General features: G+C 55.7%; 12 protein-coding genes. 10 read left to right on the top strand and 2 right to left on the bottom strand.

All coding sequences use genetic code 11. The features are described 5' to 3' along the window. The first annotated feature begins 140 nt into the window (after window positions 1-140). The 3 genes from PSR63_RS27275 (at window position 141) to PSR63_RS27265 (ending at window position 4,653) form a co-directional block, all read left to right on the top strand. Window positions 141-2,537: an arylsulfatase gene (locus tag PSR63_RS27275; RefSeq protein ID WP_274329344.1), complete on the top strand. Its 2,397-nt coding sequence runs from the start codon at window positions 141-143 to the stop codon at window positions 2,535-2,537. Between the two features lie 132 nt (window positions 2,538-2,669). Then, window positions 2,670-3,539 carry a hypothetical protein gene (locus PSR63_RS27270; RefSeq protein WP_274329343.1) on the top strand — a complete coding sequence of 290 codons (870 nt, stop codon included), beginning with the start codon at window positions 2,670-2,672 and terminating at the stop codon, window positions 3,537-3,539. A gap of 124 nt (window positions 3,540-3,663) precedes the next feature. After that, a complete protein-coding gene (locus PSR63_RS27265; protein ID WP_274329341.1) occupies window positions 3,664-4,653 on the top strand; it encodes a LamG domain-containing protein in 990 nt (329 codons plus the stop codon). A gap of 68 nt (window positions 4,654-4,721) precedes the next feature. On the opposite strand, the gene PSR63_RS27260 is transcribed toward PSR63_RS27265, so the two are convergent. Both PSR63_RS27260 and PSR63_RS27255 read right to left on the bottom strand, forming a co-directional pair. Continuing rightward, entirely contained in the window at window positions 4,722-5,234 is a 513-nt protein-coding gene (locus PSR63_RS27260) for a hypothetical protein (protein WP_274329340.1), read from the bottom strand. Window positions 5,235-5,392: 158 nt separating this feature from the next. Further along, window positions 5,393-6,553 carry a GntR family transcriptional regulator gene (locus tag PSR63_RS27255; protein WP_274329338.1) on the bottom strand — a complete coding sequence of 387 codons (1,161 nt, stop codon included), beginning with the start codon at window positions 6,551-6,553 and terminating at the stop codon, window positions 5,393-5,395. Between the two features lie 212 nt (window positions 6,554-6,765). Here PSR63_RS27255 and PSR63_RS27250 point away from each other — a divergent pair, with 212 nt between their 5' ends. The 7 genes from PSR63_RS27250 (at window position 6,766) to PSR63_RS27220 (ending at window position 16,710) form a co-directional block, all read left to right on the top strand. Next, window positions 6,766-8,400 carry a DUF1549 and DUF1553 domain-containing protein gene (locus PSR63_RS27250; RefSeq protein ID WP_274329336.1) on the top strand — a complete coding sequence of 545 codons (1,635 nt, stop codon included), beginning with the start codon at window positions 6,766-6,768 and terminating at the stop codon, window positions 8,398-8,400. A 51-nt stretch (window positions 8,401-8,451) separates the two neighbouring features. Next, the gene (locus PSR63_RS27245; RefSeq protein WP_274329334.1) at window positions 8,452-9,723 is read left to right on the top strand and encodes a DUF1501 domain-containing protein; all 1,272 of its coding nucleotides are present in this window, start codon (window positions 8,452-8,454) and stop codon (window positions 9,721-9,723) included. 45 nt (window positions 9,724-9,768) lie between these two features. Then, window positions 9,769-10,977, top strand: a complete 1,209-nt coding sequence (locus PSR63_RS27240; protein WP_274329332.1) for a WD40 repeat domain-containing protein — start codon at window positions 9,769-9,771, stop codon at window positions 10,975-10,977. A gap of 136 nt (window positions 10,978-11,113) precedes the next feature. After that, the gene (locus PSR63_RS27235) at window positions 11,114-12,526 is read left to right on the top strand and encodes a sulfatase (protein ID WP_274329330.1); all 1,413 of its coding nucleotides are present in this window, start codon (window positions 11,114-11,116) and stop codon (window positions 12,524-12,526) included. A 557-nt stretch (window positions 12,527-13,083) separates the two neighbouring features. After that, window positions 13,084-14,577: a S8 family peptidase gene (locus tag PSR63_RS27230; RefSeq protein WP_274329328.1), complete on the top strand. Its 1,494-nt coding sequence runs from the start codon at window positions 13,084-13,086 to the stop codon at window positions 14,575-14,577. A gap of 144 nt (window positions 14,578-14,721) precedes the next feature. Further along, entirely contained in the window at window positions 14,722-15,423 is a 702-nt protein-coding gene (locus PSR63_RS27225; RefSeq protein WP_274329326.1) for a hypothetical protein, read from the top strand. A 42-nt stretch (window positions 15,424-15,465) separates the two neighbouring features. Continuing rightward, entirely contained in the window at window positions 15,466-16,710 is a 1,245-nt protein-coding gene (locus PSR63_RS27220; protein ID WP_274329325.1) for a hypothetical protein, read from the top strand. The last annotated feature ends 81 nt before the right edge of the window (window positions 16,711-16,791 follow it).

Genomic DNA, 16,791 nt, shown 5'->3' with positions numbered 1-16,791 from the left:
AGAGGTAATAGAAGTGTGACTAGTTGTTCATCGATAGCCCCGGCAGCCATGCGAGGTTGCCTTCGGAATTCTGAAGCGGGTTTCACCCTACCACGGAGAAAACAATCATGAGATGCAGGTTGGGTTTCCTCACGATAAGCATGCTTATCGTTGCCATCGCAGGCCACAGCGCTGTCGCACAAGATTTGGATCGGTCGCAGCTACCGATTCCTCAAGCACCTTTTAAAGGTAAGGTCGAACGCCTGGCGACCGATTCGACGCCGGACTTCCCCCAAGACATTCAGGCCCCGAAGGGCGCTCCCAACGTTCTCCTGATTCTTACGGATGACGTTGGCTTTGGCGCGAGTAGCACGTTTGGCGGCCCGGTTCAGACACCGAACTTCGACCGGCTTGCCGAACGTGGCCTGCGGTACAACATGTTTCACACCACGGCCCTTTGTTCTCCCACGCGCGCCGCATTGATCACCGGGCGGAACCACCATTCGGTTGCCAGTGGCGTGATCACGGAATTTGCCACCGGTTACCCAGGCTACAACTCGCTGGTGCCCAAGAGTGCGGCATCGGTGGGAGAAGTGCTGAAGCAAAATGGCTACAACACCTCGTGGTACGGCAAGATGCACAACGTGCCGGACTGGATGTCGAGTCAGGCAGGGCCTTTCGACCTATGGCCGGTTGGCTTGGGCTTCGAATACTTCTACGGATTCATTGGCGGCGACTCCGACCAGTGGCACCCTGCGTTGTATGAAAATACTCGACCAATCGAACCTTACCTGGGCGTTGATGATTATATCTTCGACCGCGATATGGCCGACAAGGCCATTGCCTGGATGCGAACACAAAACGCACTCGCTCCTGATAAGCCGTGGCTGTTGTACTATGCAACCGGTACCGCTCATGCGCCTCACCATGCACCGAAGGAATGGATTGAAAAGTACAAGGGAAAATTCGATCAGGGGTGGGATAAGGTTCGCGAGGAAACCCTCGCTCGGCAGAAAGAATTAGGTGTCGTACCAAACGATACGCAACTGACCAAACGTCCCGAGGAGATTGCCTCGTGGGATTCCTTGTCGGATGATCAGAAGCGACTGTTCTCGCGAATGATGGAGGTTTACGCCGGCGCGTTGAGTCATGCCGATCACCATATCGGTCGCGTGATCGATGCCATCGAGGAATCGGGCCAACTCGAAAATACTATCGTGATTTACATTCAGGGCGACAACGGAGCCAGCCCCGAAGGCACGCTGCAAGGCACCACTAACGAAGTTGCGACCGCCGGTAACGGCGTGACCGAAGACCTGCCGTTCCTGCTCTCGATGATCGATGAGTTGGGCGGCCCGCTGACCTACAACCATTACCCGGTTGGTTGGGCACATGCAATGGATTCGCCCATGCAGTGGACCAAGCAGGTTGCATCTCACTTTGGCGGCACGCGCAACGGCCTGGTGATCTCGTGGCCCGACCGAATCAAGGATCAGGGTGGAGTTCGAAACCAGTTCTGTCATGTGATCGACATTGTTCCCACGATCTATGAAGCAGCCGGCATTACTCCGCCTGAATCGGTCAATGGTGTCAAACAGAAGCCCATCGACGGGACGAGCCTTGTCTACACGTTTGACGATGCGAAGGTTCCCACCGAGCATTCCACGCAGTACTTCGAGCTGGTCGGAAACCGCGCTATCTATAAGGATGGCTGGGTCGCTTGTACGACTCCGCTTCGTCTGCCGTGGATCACTATCGGCGACGAGCCAAACCCCGATGACTATCAGTGGGAGCTTTACAACGTTGACAAGGACTTCAGCCAGTCCAATAACCTTGCTTCTCAGCACCCTGAAAAGCTGAAGGAACTTCAGGATGTCTTCGCATCGGAGGCGAAAAAGTACAACGTTTACCCACTCGATTCCAGCTTCGCTTCGCGGGCCGATCCGTCGATTCGACCCAGCCTGACAACGGGACGTTCGGAGTTTGTTTATTACCCGGGCATGATCCGTATTCCTGAAGGCTCGGCTCCTGACTTCAAGAACAAGTCGTGGAACGTCGCCGCGGAAATTACGGTTCCGCAGAAAGGTGCCAGTGGAGTTCTTGCCACGATAGGCGGGCGCTTCGGCGGCTGGGCGCTGATGTTGCAAGATGGCAAGCCAGAGTTTGTGTATGCCCTGTCGAATCAGCCGCAGCACAAGTATCGTGTCGCCTCGGATCAGGCTCTTCCACCGGGTGATCACGTCCTGCGGTTTAAGTTTGACTACCAGGGCGGAGGTATCGGCAAGGCAGCGACCGGCACCTTGTTGGTCAATGAGAAGGAAGTTGCCAAGGATGAAATCCCCAATACCATCGGCGTACGGTTCTCTCTGGATGAAACGTTCGATGTCGGTGAAGATACGGGCACGCCGGTCGTCGAAGACTATGCGGACAAGATGCCGTATGAATTCTCCGGTACTCTGAAGCGGTTTGCTGTGGTCCTCGACCCCGAGAGCCTCAGCCCCGAAGAGAAGGAGCGTCTACGTAAAGAAATGGCACGGGCTATCATGAATACGCATTAAGCCCTGAGCATGTGGCCTTGGAGTGGTTTGCCACAAGCGAACCATTTCAAGGCCTTTTTTTATTTCGAATTCGGTATGCATCGGCTGGGCAGCATTTGTTGAACCTGGGAGGCGATGATGGGAAGTGTTTGCTTGAAGTCGCTCATCACGTTTGGGTTGTTTCTGTTTGTCTCCAGCGAAGCCCACGGGCAACCACTGGTCGCCCAGGCCGAGAGTATCGAAAGTACCGTCCGGAATGCCGATCTGGTCTTTGTGGCCAAGCTCATCAAGATTGGTGACGCGAAGCAAGTCGACGGTCGAGAGGTTTACCACACGTCGATCGAAGTCGAGCAGAACTTGAAACGGGAAGTGTTTAACGACGTTCCGTACGATCGGGTTCAAGCGGACATTCCACGCGACCTGTCCGTGCTGAAGGATTGGATGGAGCGATCGTGCCGCTTGTTGGTTCTTTACGATGACAACGCCCCGTACGAGACGAAGGTGATCGAACTTGAGTCCGGCAAGCAGGAAGTCATGAAAGCAGACTTCACATTGCTTCGTGAACCGGAGGCTGTCATTGCGGCTGCCAAAGAAGCACTCGATCAGGCGTCGCCGGCGATTAAGCGGATCCACACATTCGGACTGCATGTCCCCCGCAAGCGGATCGCGGATACCCAGTGGGACAAGTATCACGGGCTCATTCTGAATGTGCCGGTCGACAAGCAGCTCGAACAGCGGGCAATCCAGTTCCTTGGTTCGGAGAACTACCAGGAGCGAGAGCAAGCCGCTCGCGCACTGCGATATTTCAAATCGGAAGAGAACATCGCCCGCGTTAAATCGCTGCTGGGTGATCCAGGATGGGCCTACTTGCGCCATCCGCTGAACAACAACGGGATCGAGGTCCGCTATTACGGCATCCGAAACGCGGCCTATCAGACGCTGAAGTCTTGGGGAGTCGAAGTGGAAAAGCCAGTGATACGAGAAGAGGTGAACGGTTCGGAAGATGAAGATCCTGGGACGTAATCTATTTGTCACTCCAGGGGAAGATCGGTATTAATAAGAGAGGCGATGTGCACGAGCCGCTTGAGGTGTTGTCCTCGCGGCTGTCTGTTGATCTAGCTAGTTTCGACGCACGAGGAACGACACGGTGCGATCTAAGCTTCTTGCCATGGTTCCCGTCATTCTCTTGATGGCGGTCGAAGTCGGTCTTGCTCAGCAGGAAGTTGCCGAACAAGTCTCAGACGCGGACATTCAAGAGTTGGTGCAGCAGCTTGATGCCGATACGTTCTCTAAGCGTGGGGTAGCGCACCACCGATTGGTTCAGATCGGCAAGCCAGCGATGGGAGCGGTTCAGGCTGCGATGTCGAGCGAATCCGCCGAAGTGCGTGCGCGAGCCAAGGCCATTTACCTGCGGATGTTTGGGCCTGGCCTAGTTGTTTATCTTCCGATGGATGCCACTCAGCTACGGCATCGGCACACGCGATTTCCGTCCAGTGTTGAGGATCGCCAGGGCCGACCCGGTCAGGCTATTCATTTTCCGGGCAAGGGATATCTCGTTCTTAAGGATCATCCAGCGCTCGATACCGATTATCAATTCACGCTGGCCGCTTGGATCTATCCGACCAAAATCCAGTACACTCCTTGGAAGGGACATGAGGGAAGAGAGGACCAACCTGTTTATCCTTGGGGAAAGCATGACGCTTCTTGGGCAGGTCACTTTATTTGCTGCAAATGGGATAGTCAGGGAAGCAATGGAGACTACATCTTCGCCATCACTCCGTCAGGATCTCTTGCCCTGGGGGTAGCCGATCGTAATCAGGTCTTCATTTCGGACAGCATTGTGGCCGAGGAGGAGATCGCCACGAATCAGTGGTCGCATGTGGCGGCGACCTTTCAGAAGGGGCGGATGAAGCTCTTTGTCAATGGAGAGCAACTCTGCGAGAAGCGGTCGCGCGTGTTGCAGAACACCAACCGAACTGAGTACGTTCGCGATGACGTGTACATCGGCGACTTTTGGAACAACGCGCCCGGAAGCGATCACATGTACAATTTTCATGGATCTATCGATGAGTTCTGCATCTTTCGCAAAGCACTCTCGGTAGAAGAGATTCGACACTTGATGGAGTTCACCGAGTAGTTTGGCATCAAGCTGTGGAGCCGCGACTGGCATTGTTGGACGCCGGGCCGTCTTCGCCGTATCACCGATCAGGAATCGGAAGAAGGCTCTTTGGTCGGATCATAGATATGATGCCGACCTGCGGATCGGTCGAGGATGTACGCCACCAGGCAGCCGATCCAGAGAAGCCCCAAGATCCCCGTAATCATCGGTAGCCAGGCACCGTCCGATTTCATGTCGTAGCCGATGGCCTGGGTGATGTTGATCATCACGGTAAAAAGGAGCACCGGCCCCATCAAGCCCAGCAGCGGGACGACGATCCAGCCTAACAGATACGTGCGGGCGATCCGCCACAGCGCATTGGACGTCGGTCCTAAGACTTCGATTTCCGAATGAAAGCCTTGGCCGAATCCGAACATCGCAGCGATTGTTTCCATCGGGGTTCCCTTGCGAATGCCAGAGCCATGAACGCGAACGTGTTCGCGCCGCAAAGGGTAGATGGGCAGGAAGAAGATGACAAACCAAACGGTCGCGTTGGCCGTGGTGTCGTCACGCCGCTGCCAATCGTATCGAACGGTGCCAATTCCGTTGTACGTCGCCATGGTTAAGCTTTACGGGGTCGATGTGAACTGCCTGTGCCTTCAGGTAAATAGCTGGCACTCCGGTTCTTTCATGCTACCGCATCGCAGGCGACGAAGTTAGTCTCGAATTCGGTGTTTCGATGCGCGGTCTTCCCCATGCAGAACGATTGCTTTCGCGATCAAGATGCCTCGGGCCCCCCAGTCGTTTTCCCAGGTTGCAGAGTGTAAGAGACGATTTCGTGTGCCGGGGTATGGACCTCCTCTGAGTCGATGGCACCCAGCAGTAGTTCCATGGCTCGGCGGCCCATCGCTTGCCAGTCGAGTTGAACGCAGGTGAGGCCAATCACGTTGCTTCCACCGCCTCCGACGATGCTCAGATCCTCTGGGACACGCAATTGGCGGTTGATGGCCTCTTCCAGGACAAAGTTAGCCAGGGCATTGTTGAAGCAGATGACGGCGGTTGGTCGGGGCGAGGTATCGAGGATCGATTGAACAACGCTTGCTGCCCCAGCTCGATTGACGGCAACCGATAGTTCCCATGCTCGGCGGCAACGGAGGCCGGCGCTGCGCATCCCTTCTCGGTAGCCGCGAACTTGCCAGGGGTTTAGGTCTTCCTGATGCCACTGGGCAACGGCAATCCGGCGATGCCCTAGCTGGGCCAGGTGCTCAACGGCCAACTGCGTTCCGCCGTACGTATCAGGCCGGACGGAACTGAACTTGGGCAGGTGGAGATCGTGATCCAGCAGAACGGCCGGAATGTTCATGCCGGTTAGTCGCTTCAAGATCTTTTGCTCGGCGATCGAAGCAAAGATGACGCCGCGCAATTGGCCGTGGGCGAGTAAGTCGAGAAGGGAATCGTTGAGATTGGCGATGCGAGCGCTCTTGGCCAGCACGTGGTAGCCGGCTTCACTTGCCCTGCCGAGCGCCCCTTCAAACATGGCGCCGCTGACGCCTTGGATGATTGCCTCCGACTCGCCTCGTTCGTTGCTGAAATCTCCTTGCAGATAGCCAATCGTCCGCGAGGCTACAGGCAGACGCTGGGGAACCTCAGGCGGATTCAGGAACGTGCCTCGGCGACGGTGCTTTACGAGCAAGCCTTCCTGCTGCAGCGATTCCAGAGCGAGCCGTACCGTCTCTCGGCTGACGCCTAGCTGTTCGGCCAGTTCCAAGCTGGTCGGCAAGCGATTGCCGGTAAAGATGCCGTCGTTGATCGCCGCACGCAGCGTTCGTTCCACTTGCGCCGTCAGCGAGAGTGGCCGATCAATACGGTCGAGGCCGTCCGGTTCGTGCTGCTGCGGATCGGCCTTGGCGTCGGAGCGACGCTTTCGTTTCGCGTTCATACTCTAAATTGCCGTTGTCGCGCAAGTCTGTGATGAATGACACAAATACAAATGTTCTGTAATAGTGTAATCCATTGCGACTATGCGGACCAACCTTGCTAGAATGCAGGACAGTAGATCGGTGCTGCCCCAAGCGTTGGTCTGCTGAGACTCCTCCCGGCCAAGCCAACCGGCTTCTCCTCTCCCAGTGCTGCGAGTACGGAGCCCCTGCCATGACGCGTTCCTGTTCCCTGGTCACCCTGGTCTTGCTCATTGCTTGTTTGACCCCAGGCATCGCATTGAGTGAAGAACGTCTGCGCGACGTCATCGACCGCCATGTGGCCAATGCCTGGAAAGCGAATGACATCACACCGGCCGAGCCTGCCAGCGATGCCGAGTTTCTCCGCCGGGTTTATCTTGATTTGCTGGGGATCATTCCCACGCACGAAGAAGCAAAGCAGTTTCTGGACGATCCGTCGTCTGACAAGCGAGCCAAGTTGATTGCCCGCCTGCTGGATCATCCGCGGTATAGCCTTCATCAGGCCGATGTGTGGGATATGGTCTATTTTGGTCGCAACCCGCCTGGGTTCGGTACCGACAAACGAGAAGGCTTCAAAGATTGGCTGGCCGAGCAGTTCGATAAAAACGTCCCGTACGACCAGTGGGTTCGGAAGATTCTGCGTGCCGAGGGGAATACCGTCGAGCAAGGCGCTCCGATGTACTACGTGCAGTACAAGAATGCTCCGGAAGATGCCACGCAGGCGATCACCCAGCAGTTTCTCGGCGTGCAGCTGCAATGTGCCCGGTGCCACGATCATCCGTTCGACGAGTGGTCACAGCTAGACTTCTACGGAACGGCCGCTTTTCTCGCCCGGCTGCAGGTCGTCGACATTGGAAAGAAGAAAGACGAAAAGGCGTATGCCATCGGTGAGAAGAACCTGGGCGACGTCATGTTCACCGGTCCAGTCCAGTCAGACGAGGTCGGCAAGAAGGGGGAACGGGTCAAGCCGAAGTTCCTCAGTGGCGACTCGCTGACTGAGCCAACCCTTCCCGAGGACTTCAAGGAAGATCGCAACTTCAAAACGGGACAGATGCCACCAAAGCCGAAGTTCTCGCGCAAGGATGCCCTGGCCGATTGGATCACTCAGCGTGATAATCCCTACTTCGCCAAAGCCGCCGCCAACCGAGTCTGGGCTCAATTCATGGGGATGGGCATTGTCCATCCGATCGACAACCTCAGTTCCAACAACCCGCCGAGTCATCCGGAACTGCTGGATGAACTCACCGAGGCATTGGTCGATCATAACTTCGACTTGAAGTGGTTCATCGGCGAGATTCTCAATAGCAAGACGTATCAGCTATCTTCCCGTGGTAGCTCCGAGGCGGCAAAACCGATGTGGTACCAGCGCGCCCGCTATCGTCCCCTGTCCGCCGAGGAGTTGCTCGAATCTTGGGTGCTTGCCAGCGGATACGACAAGGTGCTGGAAGCCAGCAAGCAGACAACGGACAAACGTCTCGACTTCCGCGGTGTTACCTGGAACTACATGATTCAGTTCTTTGGCGCCCCTGGCGATGGCGAAGGCGTATTTCAAGGCGGACTCAGCGAACACTTGTACCTGAACAACGGACAAGTCTATACATTGATTTCCGACCGCGCGGGAAGCTTGCACGAGGCAATCTCCAAGTCGGAGGCCCCCTGGGAAGAGCGGGTTGATCGGCTTTATCTGCAGATCCTGTCGCGGCGTCCGACTGCTGAAGAGACCCAGAAGTTTGTTGAATACCTTTCCGTAGACGACGACCAGAGCCGTCGCCTGACCGACGCGATTTGGACCTTGATGACCTGTAGTGAATTTCGTTTCAACCACTGAGCCTGGCGGCCAGTTGCCAGGCTCAGTCTGTGACCAGCGAGGAGACGGACAATGCCCAAACCATGTTCAAGTCACGAGCACTTGAGTCGACGTTCGCTTCTGAAAGGGTCCTTGGCCACCGTCGGTGGCGGAACGGTGATGAACTGGGGTGGTCTGTTCAACTCCGACGCGTTTGCCAGCGAAGCCAAGAAGAACAACAAGCGTTGCATCTTGATTTGGCTTAACGGGGGATGCAGCCAGTTCGAGACGTTCGATATGAAGGTCGGCCGCTCGACCGGCGGACCGTTTCGTGAGATCTCGACCAACGTGGCTGGTACCCGCGTCTGCGAACTGATGCCGCAGATCTCGCAGCGGATGGACAAGCTCACCGTCATTCGATCGATGAGGACCACTGAGATTGATCACCCGCAAGGGATCTACTCGATGCACACCGGGTGGTCAAAATCGGCCGACACACGATTTCCCGAGATCGGCGCGATCGTCGCGAAGTATTGCGGGTCGGCGGAATCGGACCTGCCGAACTTCGTCAAGATTTCTTCGCAGGGAAACGCCGGCTCCGGCATTCTGGGGCCACAGTATCAGCCCTTCAATCTCGGACGCGATGGCGATCTGCCGACCTTCTCGAAGTCTCGCCTAACCCCAGAACTGGAAAGCCGACGCCACAGCTTGCGAGACTTTGTCGAGTCGACCTACGCCGAGAATCATCTCGCGGAACCGGTGCGAATGCATCGCGAAGCGTATGATCGAGCTCGTCGCTTGAACAACGTGCTCAGCGCATTTGAGCTGGAAGAAGAGTGGGAAAAGTACCGCGATAAGTACGGCAACTCGAACATCGGACGCCGGATGATGATCGCGGCTCGCCTGGTCGAAGCTGGCGTGGCATTCGTCGAGGTGGGACAGAGCGGCTACGACACACATGCCGACAACTTCGAGGGGCACAAGTCGCTGATTCCTCCCATGGAACATGGCTGGGCGGCCATGCTCGACGACCTGGAGGATCGCGGCCTGCTCGACGATACGCTGGTTGTGTGGATGGGAGAGATCGGCCGCACGCCCAGGATCAATAATCGTAGCGGTCGAGACCATTACGTCCGTAGTTGGTCGACCGCGCTGGCTGGTGGCGGGGTCAAGGGAGGCCTGGTCTACGGCGAGTCGGATGAAGACGGCGTCGACGTCATCTCCGACAAGGTGACCGAGGCAGACTTCTTTGCCACCATCTACACCGCGCTGGGAATCGACCCCACAACCGAGAACTACTCAGGCGTTCGTCCCATTCCTTTGGCCCAGTTCGAGCATCGAGTCGTGAAGGAAATCCTGATCTGATCTCCTTTCACTCGTCCAACACATCGAACGCCGTCGGAGAATCTCATGCAAATCAACAAACCCATTCACAAGTGGCAACTGTCATTTGAAGGGGACTGGCCCACATCGGTTGCCTTTCTGGGATCGGGCCAACGTCTCGCGGCTGGCAACCGCGGCGGACAGATCTTCGTTTGGGATTTGCCAGAGACGCCGCCGGAAGCGAAACCATCCAAAGAGAAAGACAAGGAAGATAACGCGCCCGACTTCGCGCCTGCTCGTCGGCTCGACGGTCACACCAATGGGATTACCCATTTGCGGACCTCGCCTGACGGCAAAACATTGATCTCTGCCAGTTGGGATCATACGCTTCGCCTCTGGGATGTCGACTCGGCTCCCAGTGGCGAAGCCGAAGTCGTGCTCGATATGAAGACGCGCGAGAAGAACACCAAGTACAAAAAGGGGGAAGAAAAAGACGCCATTCTCAATGCCCCTGGCGTCAAGGTCGCGACCGCCGAAGCCAACCATGTGCTTGAAGGCCATACTGGTTGGGTCCTGGGGCTGGGTATTAGTGCCGATGGCAAGCGGTTGATTAGCGGTGACGATAAGTGCCTGAGCATCGTGTGGGATTTGAACGAGCGTAAGCAGATTGCCAGTTGGCACGGGTACGACCGCGTCTGGGTGCGATCGGCTGCTCTTACCGCGGATGGCAAGACCGCGTTCACCGGCGAATTCGCGGATCGTCGCAGTAACTTCGATGCACCTGCCGCCCAGGCCAGGCTCTGGAATGCGGACGACGGCTCGATAAAGCTCGACCTGCTGAAGGTATGGACCCCCAAGGTCAAAGACAAAGACCGCGTCGACTCGTACGGATACCGTCAGGCCTGGACCAAACTGGTCAAGCGCGGCCTGGTGTGCGCCGAGTTCTCGCCGGATGGCAAGCTGCTGGCGGTGGGCCAAGGGGGCGAAACCGACAATGGTCAGATCCACCTGGTCGATACGGCAACCGGCGAGATCACCCGGACTGTCTCGGGGCATCGCTACGGCACGTGCGACGTGAAGTTCTCGGCCGATGGCAAGTACGTTCTTTCCAGTGGACGCGATACGACCGTGCGGATCTGCCAGGTATCCGATGGCAAAGAAGTCGCGACGCTGGGCAAAGAACGTGGCGGCCAATTCAAGGATTGGATCCACGCGATCACGATCTCGCCGGACCAAAAGACGGTCGCTACGGCGGACATCGCCGGCATGGTCCATGTCTGGCAGCTTGAGTCGTAAGTTGCCGCTTAAGTATTGGCTTGTTCTCGTCTGATCTGCTTGCAGTTTGCGATATGCATGCATCGCGTAATACAATTGTTACGCCGTTGCCTCCACGCTATCGCCCTCTCCCACTTCTGGTCAGGATCGAAGTTCTATGTTCCGATTCGTTCTCGCGGTTGTCATCGTGTGCGGGCTCTCCGCGGTTGCCACGGCCGATAGTCCCCCGAACATCATTCTGATCCTCACCGACGATCAGGGTTGGAGCCAGCTGTCGGAGGCGATTGATCCGCGCGTGCCGGAGTCGAAGTCAGACTACCTGGAAACGCCCAACATCAATCGGATCATCCGCGAAGGGATGCGTTTTACCAGTGGTTACTCCCCTGCTCCGCTCTGCACGCCCACGCGGCGAAGCATTCTTTGCGGCACGACAACGGCTCGCAGTGGGACGGAATTCAAAAGCACCTGGGTGCCGGCCGAGCATATGACGATTCCCAAGGCCCTGAAGCTGGCCAGTGAAGACTACCGCTGTGCGCACTTCGGCAAGTGGGGCGAGCAGATGATCTCGACGCCCGAGCAGTGCGGTTACCATGCCAGCGACGGCTTGACCGGCAATGTGACCGGCGGTATGCCCAACTCGCTGGGCGTCAAAGGTGGCCACGCAGATGGGCCGCCCCACTTCATTGATAATAAGGACCCGAAGCGTACTCGTTCGGTGACCGACCGGACCATCGAGTTTATCCGCCAGCAAACGCGGGACGGAAAGCCATTCTACGTGCAGGCCAGCTATTACGCTCAGCATTTGTCGGTTGTGTGCAGTGAAGAGACGCTTGCCAAGTATCAGAAGAAAGGGACGCCGGATCGCGGTTATCCACCAGCCTGGGCGGCGATGATGCAAGAACTGGACGCCGGCATCGGGCGACTACTCGCGTCTCTCGACGACCTCGGAATCGCGGACAACACGTACGTTGTTTTCACGGCAGATAACGGCGGTCGCGGAACGGTCCCAGGCGGCGACACCAACCGCCTGGCAACCAACCATCCACTGACGGGTGCCAAGCACAGTTTGTACGAAGGAGGCATTCGCGTTCCTTTAATTGTACGTGGCCCCGGGGTGTCTGCCGGTTCGACATGTCACGTCCCGGTCGCAGGCTACGATTTTCTACCCACATTTTTCGACCTGGCCGGCGGTACGGCCTCGCTGGGCGCAGAGGTCGACGGCGTCAGCTTCCGCCCGCTGCTGAAGGAAGCGGATGCGAAGTCGCTCGATCGTCCAGAGGGTGCTCTCTTCTTCCACCGCCCCGGTCGCCGGGAGTCGGCCATCCGCGTCGGCGACTTGAAACTGTTCGTCAAATGGACCCCGCAAGGAAAGATCGCTACCCGCGAGCTTTACCAGGTCGATGCCAATCCAACGGAAGAAGGCCACAACATCGCGGAACAGCACCCCAAGAAGGTCGCTGCTTTAGAAGCACAACTGCTGGGGTACCTGGAATCGGTCGACGCCGAGAAGCCGTCGCCAAACCAACGCAAGAAGCCGAAGCGGCAGCGGAAGAATGCAGACGCGAGTTAGGAGCTTTCGTAGTTCGTTACGTGTCCCAAACACGGATCGCATAGCCAATCCTTCTCGCATTCAACGCAATAAGCTCAATGGAGCGACTGGTGCCACCGCTATTCTAGTATCTTGCCAATTACGCCTCGCGCAACTGATGAAGTTCTAAACGCCGGAGTCAGTTGCGTTTGATTCTTTGAGTGCCAAGCGTCGAGCATCTTTGAGCGACACCTCTTTTGCCTCAAATGGCACCTCTGCTTCGCTTGTTTAATGAAAAAGGGTGTGAGCCTGGAATTTCAACAGGGGCGCCGAGAAGAAGGTGACTCAGTAAAGATCAATCGCGATATGTTGAACAAGGGTTTTCATGTCGTCAACAGAAACGCATGTCTTGATTGCGTACGTGCCGAGTAATACTCGATATCTTAATTTTCAAATAATTAGCTGGAATTGTCTTTCATGTCACCTCAGACATCGGTAAGGTGTCATAGCAAATGTACAAATATAAATATGTGACATATACATATGTGAGTAATGGCATGTATGAAGATACCGTAAACCATAGTGGAAGACCAGTTTTAATGGAGAAAACAAATGCCCGGCTATTAGCGTCGGTCAGCGGAGCGGATGTTCGCGATGTCCCGCTGCCAAGTCCTGTGAAGGTGGTGCAGTACTTCGGTGGAAAACGCGGTGTCAACTTTGGTTTGGTAGAAGTAGAAAGCCCGCAGGATGATCAGGCGCTCGAACTTCTTGCAAGAGACGACCAGTCGACGGAATCTGTTCGCCCTGTGTTTAAAACGTCGAATGGACATTTGTGCGCCGAGACCGATCAGGTATTTCTCGGATTTCACTTGCCAGCGGACATCACGCGATTGCAAGGGATTGACGGGGTTCGGCAGGTATCGCGGATCACAGATCGCGAATTTCTAGTGCGTTTTGATTCACCGATGGCATCGAATTGGCTATCGCGACTGGAGGAACACGTAAGCCCAGACGAACTCGAGTTCGTCGAACGTGATCTATTGATGCTATCGACCGCGCCGCCTCCGCTCTTTAGTGACGCTTCAATCCTGAGTGACCCTCTCTTTTCGGAGCAATGGTCACTGGCGAAGATTCATGCTCCCGAAGCTTGGGCGTTAGCTGCACCGAGTTCGAAGATATCAATTGCGATTGTCGATGTTGGCGTTGACGCGGATCACCCCGACCTAGACATCGCGGATGGAATCAACACGAGTTCAGAAGGAGGAGGTTTCACTCCAGCCGCATGGGAATTTCACGGTACACTCTGTGCTGGGATCAGTGGGGCAACGCCCAACAACGAAAGAGGCATGCGGGGTGTCGCAGGTGGATGCCGACTAGTCGCGATCAAGGTCGCCGATCAAGCCGAGGACTCCCCGCAGTGGCTTTGGTCATTTGAGAGCGCGGGCAAGGCATTTGAGTGGGCATGGAAGTCGGGTGTCGATGTTATCAGTTGCTCGTGGGAAGCAAGCTGGGATGGCGATCTTCCTTCCAATGCGGTTAATCGCGAAATTGAGCGAGCGCGAGCGGAGGGACGAGGTGGAAAAGGTTGCGTGGTGGTCTTCTCCGCCGGCAACTATTCCGGAGGTGCGACGGAGTCGGATGTTACGTATCCGGCGAATCTAGCGGGCATCTTAACGGTAAGCGCCGTCAATCGCGACGATCAATTCACCACACATACCACCAGCACCGGAACCCAGTGGGGTTCCAGTTCCGGCCCGGAAGTTGATATCACGGCACCCGGCGTCGAAATCTATACGACGGATATTCATGGCGATGGGGGCGTTGTGCCCAATCTGGTGCCGGGCGATAGCGACTACTTTCGATTCAATGGAACCTCTGCCGCTGCCCCCATTGTTGCTGGCGTTGCAGCACTGGTTCTCAGCGCAAATCCCGAACTAAGCGAAGCAGAGGTTCGCGAAGTCCTTTGCCATACTGCCGACAAGGTCGACACCGGTGACCCGTATCAAGATGGCCGGAACAATCAGGTCGGTTTTGGTCGAGTGAACGCTCGTGCCGCGGTTCAAGAGGCGATCGATCGAAAGAAGACACACTGAGGGCATAGCCTCGTACTAATCACCATGTCTCTGTTCCATGTATCCTTCCGAGTGTTCGTAATGACCCCCTTGAGATCACTTCGTTAGTGTCATTACGGTCTGCCACGATCGACTCGGTGAGAGCAAAACCTAGAAAGGCATTCTATGAGCAACGCATGTACGACGGTCGGTAGCGGCGGCGTCGGGGAATCCGGTAGTTTTCAGGTGTTAAGCCATATGGTCACCGGTCAAACGTCTAAGATCATCAAGCTGGTGACCACTCAATCGAGTCTTTGCCCCAATACGGGAGCGGCTGGCCAAATCATGGTCAATGATCAGTCCGTCGCCCATGGTGACATCACCGGTGTTCAAAACTCGCTCCAGGCTGAGGTTCAACCTAACGACAGAGTCACGGCAATCATCAATTCGTATCCTCGCTTCAACGGCGTGGTTTGCTTTCGACTGGGAGAGCTATCGGCGGAATTGCAGCAGTGCGATCTGGTCGCGACGACGCATGCGGCAGGAGGAGGTCCGACGCCAACGACCAGTGCTCCGCAAACCCGCGGCTGGTATGCGTGGAACAACAAGATGCCGCCAAGGCCTGACGACTTTCATATCGAGGGTGAGGTACTTGTTGCCAATCCGGGCGTTGAAGTCGCGTTGCACCGCCGAGAGCCACAAGGCATCAATCCGCAGATTCTGCAACTTACCCTGACTTGCACACAAAGACCTGGTATTTGGCCACAAGTTATGACTTGGCAGGAAGTTCGCTACGACAAGGTCTTGGTAGACTCCTCATTCGATTCGGTTGAGCTCTTCTGGGATCAAACCAGTTTTCAAACTGTTCCTGTAGACACAGTGCACTAAAGAATTGTGACAAACATATCCCCATTTTGTGAGAAGATTGTAATGAAAAGTATTATTGGCACTTTGACGCTTCTCAGTGTCTTTGCGGTATCGCCCCTGTTGGCGGAAGACGGCGTACTGATTTATACGTCGGAATACCTTTCTGATCCTGTTGGCGACGGACATCGTGTGACGGTATTCCAAGAGAGTGAGAAACTTCAGGATGGAAGCGCAAAGCTTGTACTTGATCCAAACGGATGCGGGCTTAACCAATTCGGAGATACGACGTTCTGCACGTTGATGGCGCCTCAGGTGATCGATTGTGAATTGAAGGCAAAAAAGTTGGCCGATCCGCTGGAATTAGATCGGACCGTGTTCGAGGTGATCTCGAACGATTTCGCCCTGCCTGGTCGTATGTCATTGGTCACTGGTACTGAAAGTGGTATCCCGACGCGTCTGGTCATCGATTCGGAAACGGCCGAGAGCCGACGCCGGGTCGTTCCGTTGTTCAAAATTGATCCCGAAATTGCCTTGCTGGGTAACAATACAGTACCCATCCTTACCGCGGATCAACCGCTTGCCATGTCGACGGCCACTGAGGCTGGCAGCGATGGTGCCACGCCCAATAATGGAACTGCGATTATTTCTTCGATCCTTCGATCGCGAAACTCGATGACTAACTTCGAGCAAGTTTATACGGTCGATCAGCTTGAAGGCCGGCAGAAGGAAGGCAAGGCCGTCATTCAGGCAACCGGAACGGTGACAACCTCAGGCTGGTCGAATCCGACACTATCACCGGTCATTTACGTAGTAGAACCTAAAAACGGGATTTGGGAGTATCAATTTGTGGCCGAGTCGCCGGGTGGTTCGATTACAAACCCAGTGATTACAAAACTCACGACGCCGGAGGTTTCGATCAATCTTCACAAGAAGATGAAAGGCGTGCGTGTTACGGCTCAGCAGGGTGAGATGCTGCTGCGATTTGTGCCAACCATTCCGGAGGCACCTAAACCGATGGATCACGTCGCGGTGAACGACGTTTCGATTGACGGGAACATTGTCAAGATCAAGACACTCTATTCCGGAGGTTGCACCGAACACGACTTTCAGCTTTCCTGGGATGGAACCTATTTGGAGTCGAATCCACCGCAGGTACGCATGCGACTGATTCACAATGCCAACGACGACGCATGCGATGGTCTGATTCGAGAAACGCAGTCGTTCTTGCTGCCGCAGCTTGATCCGTGCATCATTCGCATTGATACCGGAGATGGCAATACGCACGAAGTGCCGTATGGCCTGAATTAGAATCTTGCTTTAACCTGCGACTGCTGGTGTTGACCATACGAGCCCGAACTTTTCAGCACGTCGTCTATCTTCTCCTGATAG

The sequence above is a fragment of the Bremerella sp. P1 genome (assembly GCF_028748185.1).
GTDB lineage: Bacteria > Planctomycetota > Planctomycetia > Pirellulales > Pirellulaceae > Bremerella.
Note: the sequence above shows the minus strand (reverse complement) of the source record. Positions and strands in the feature narration are given on the sequence as shown.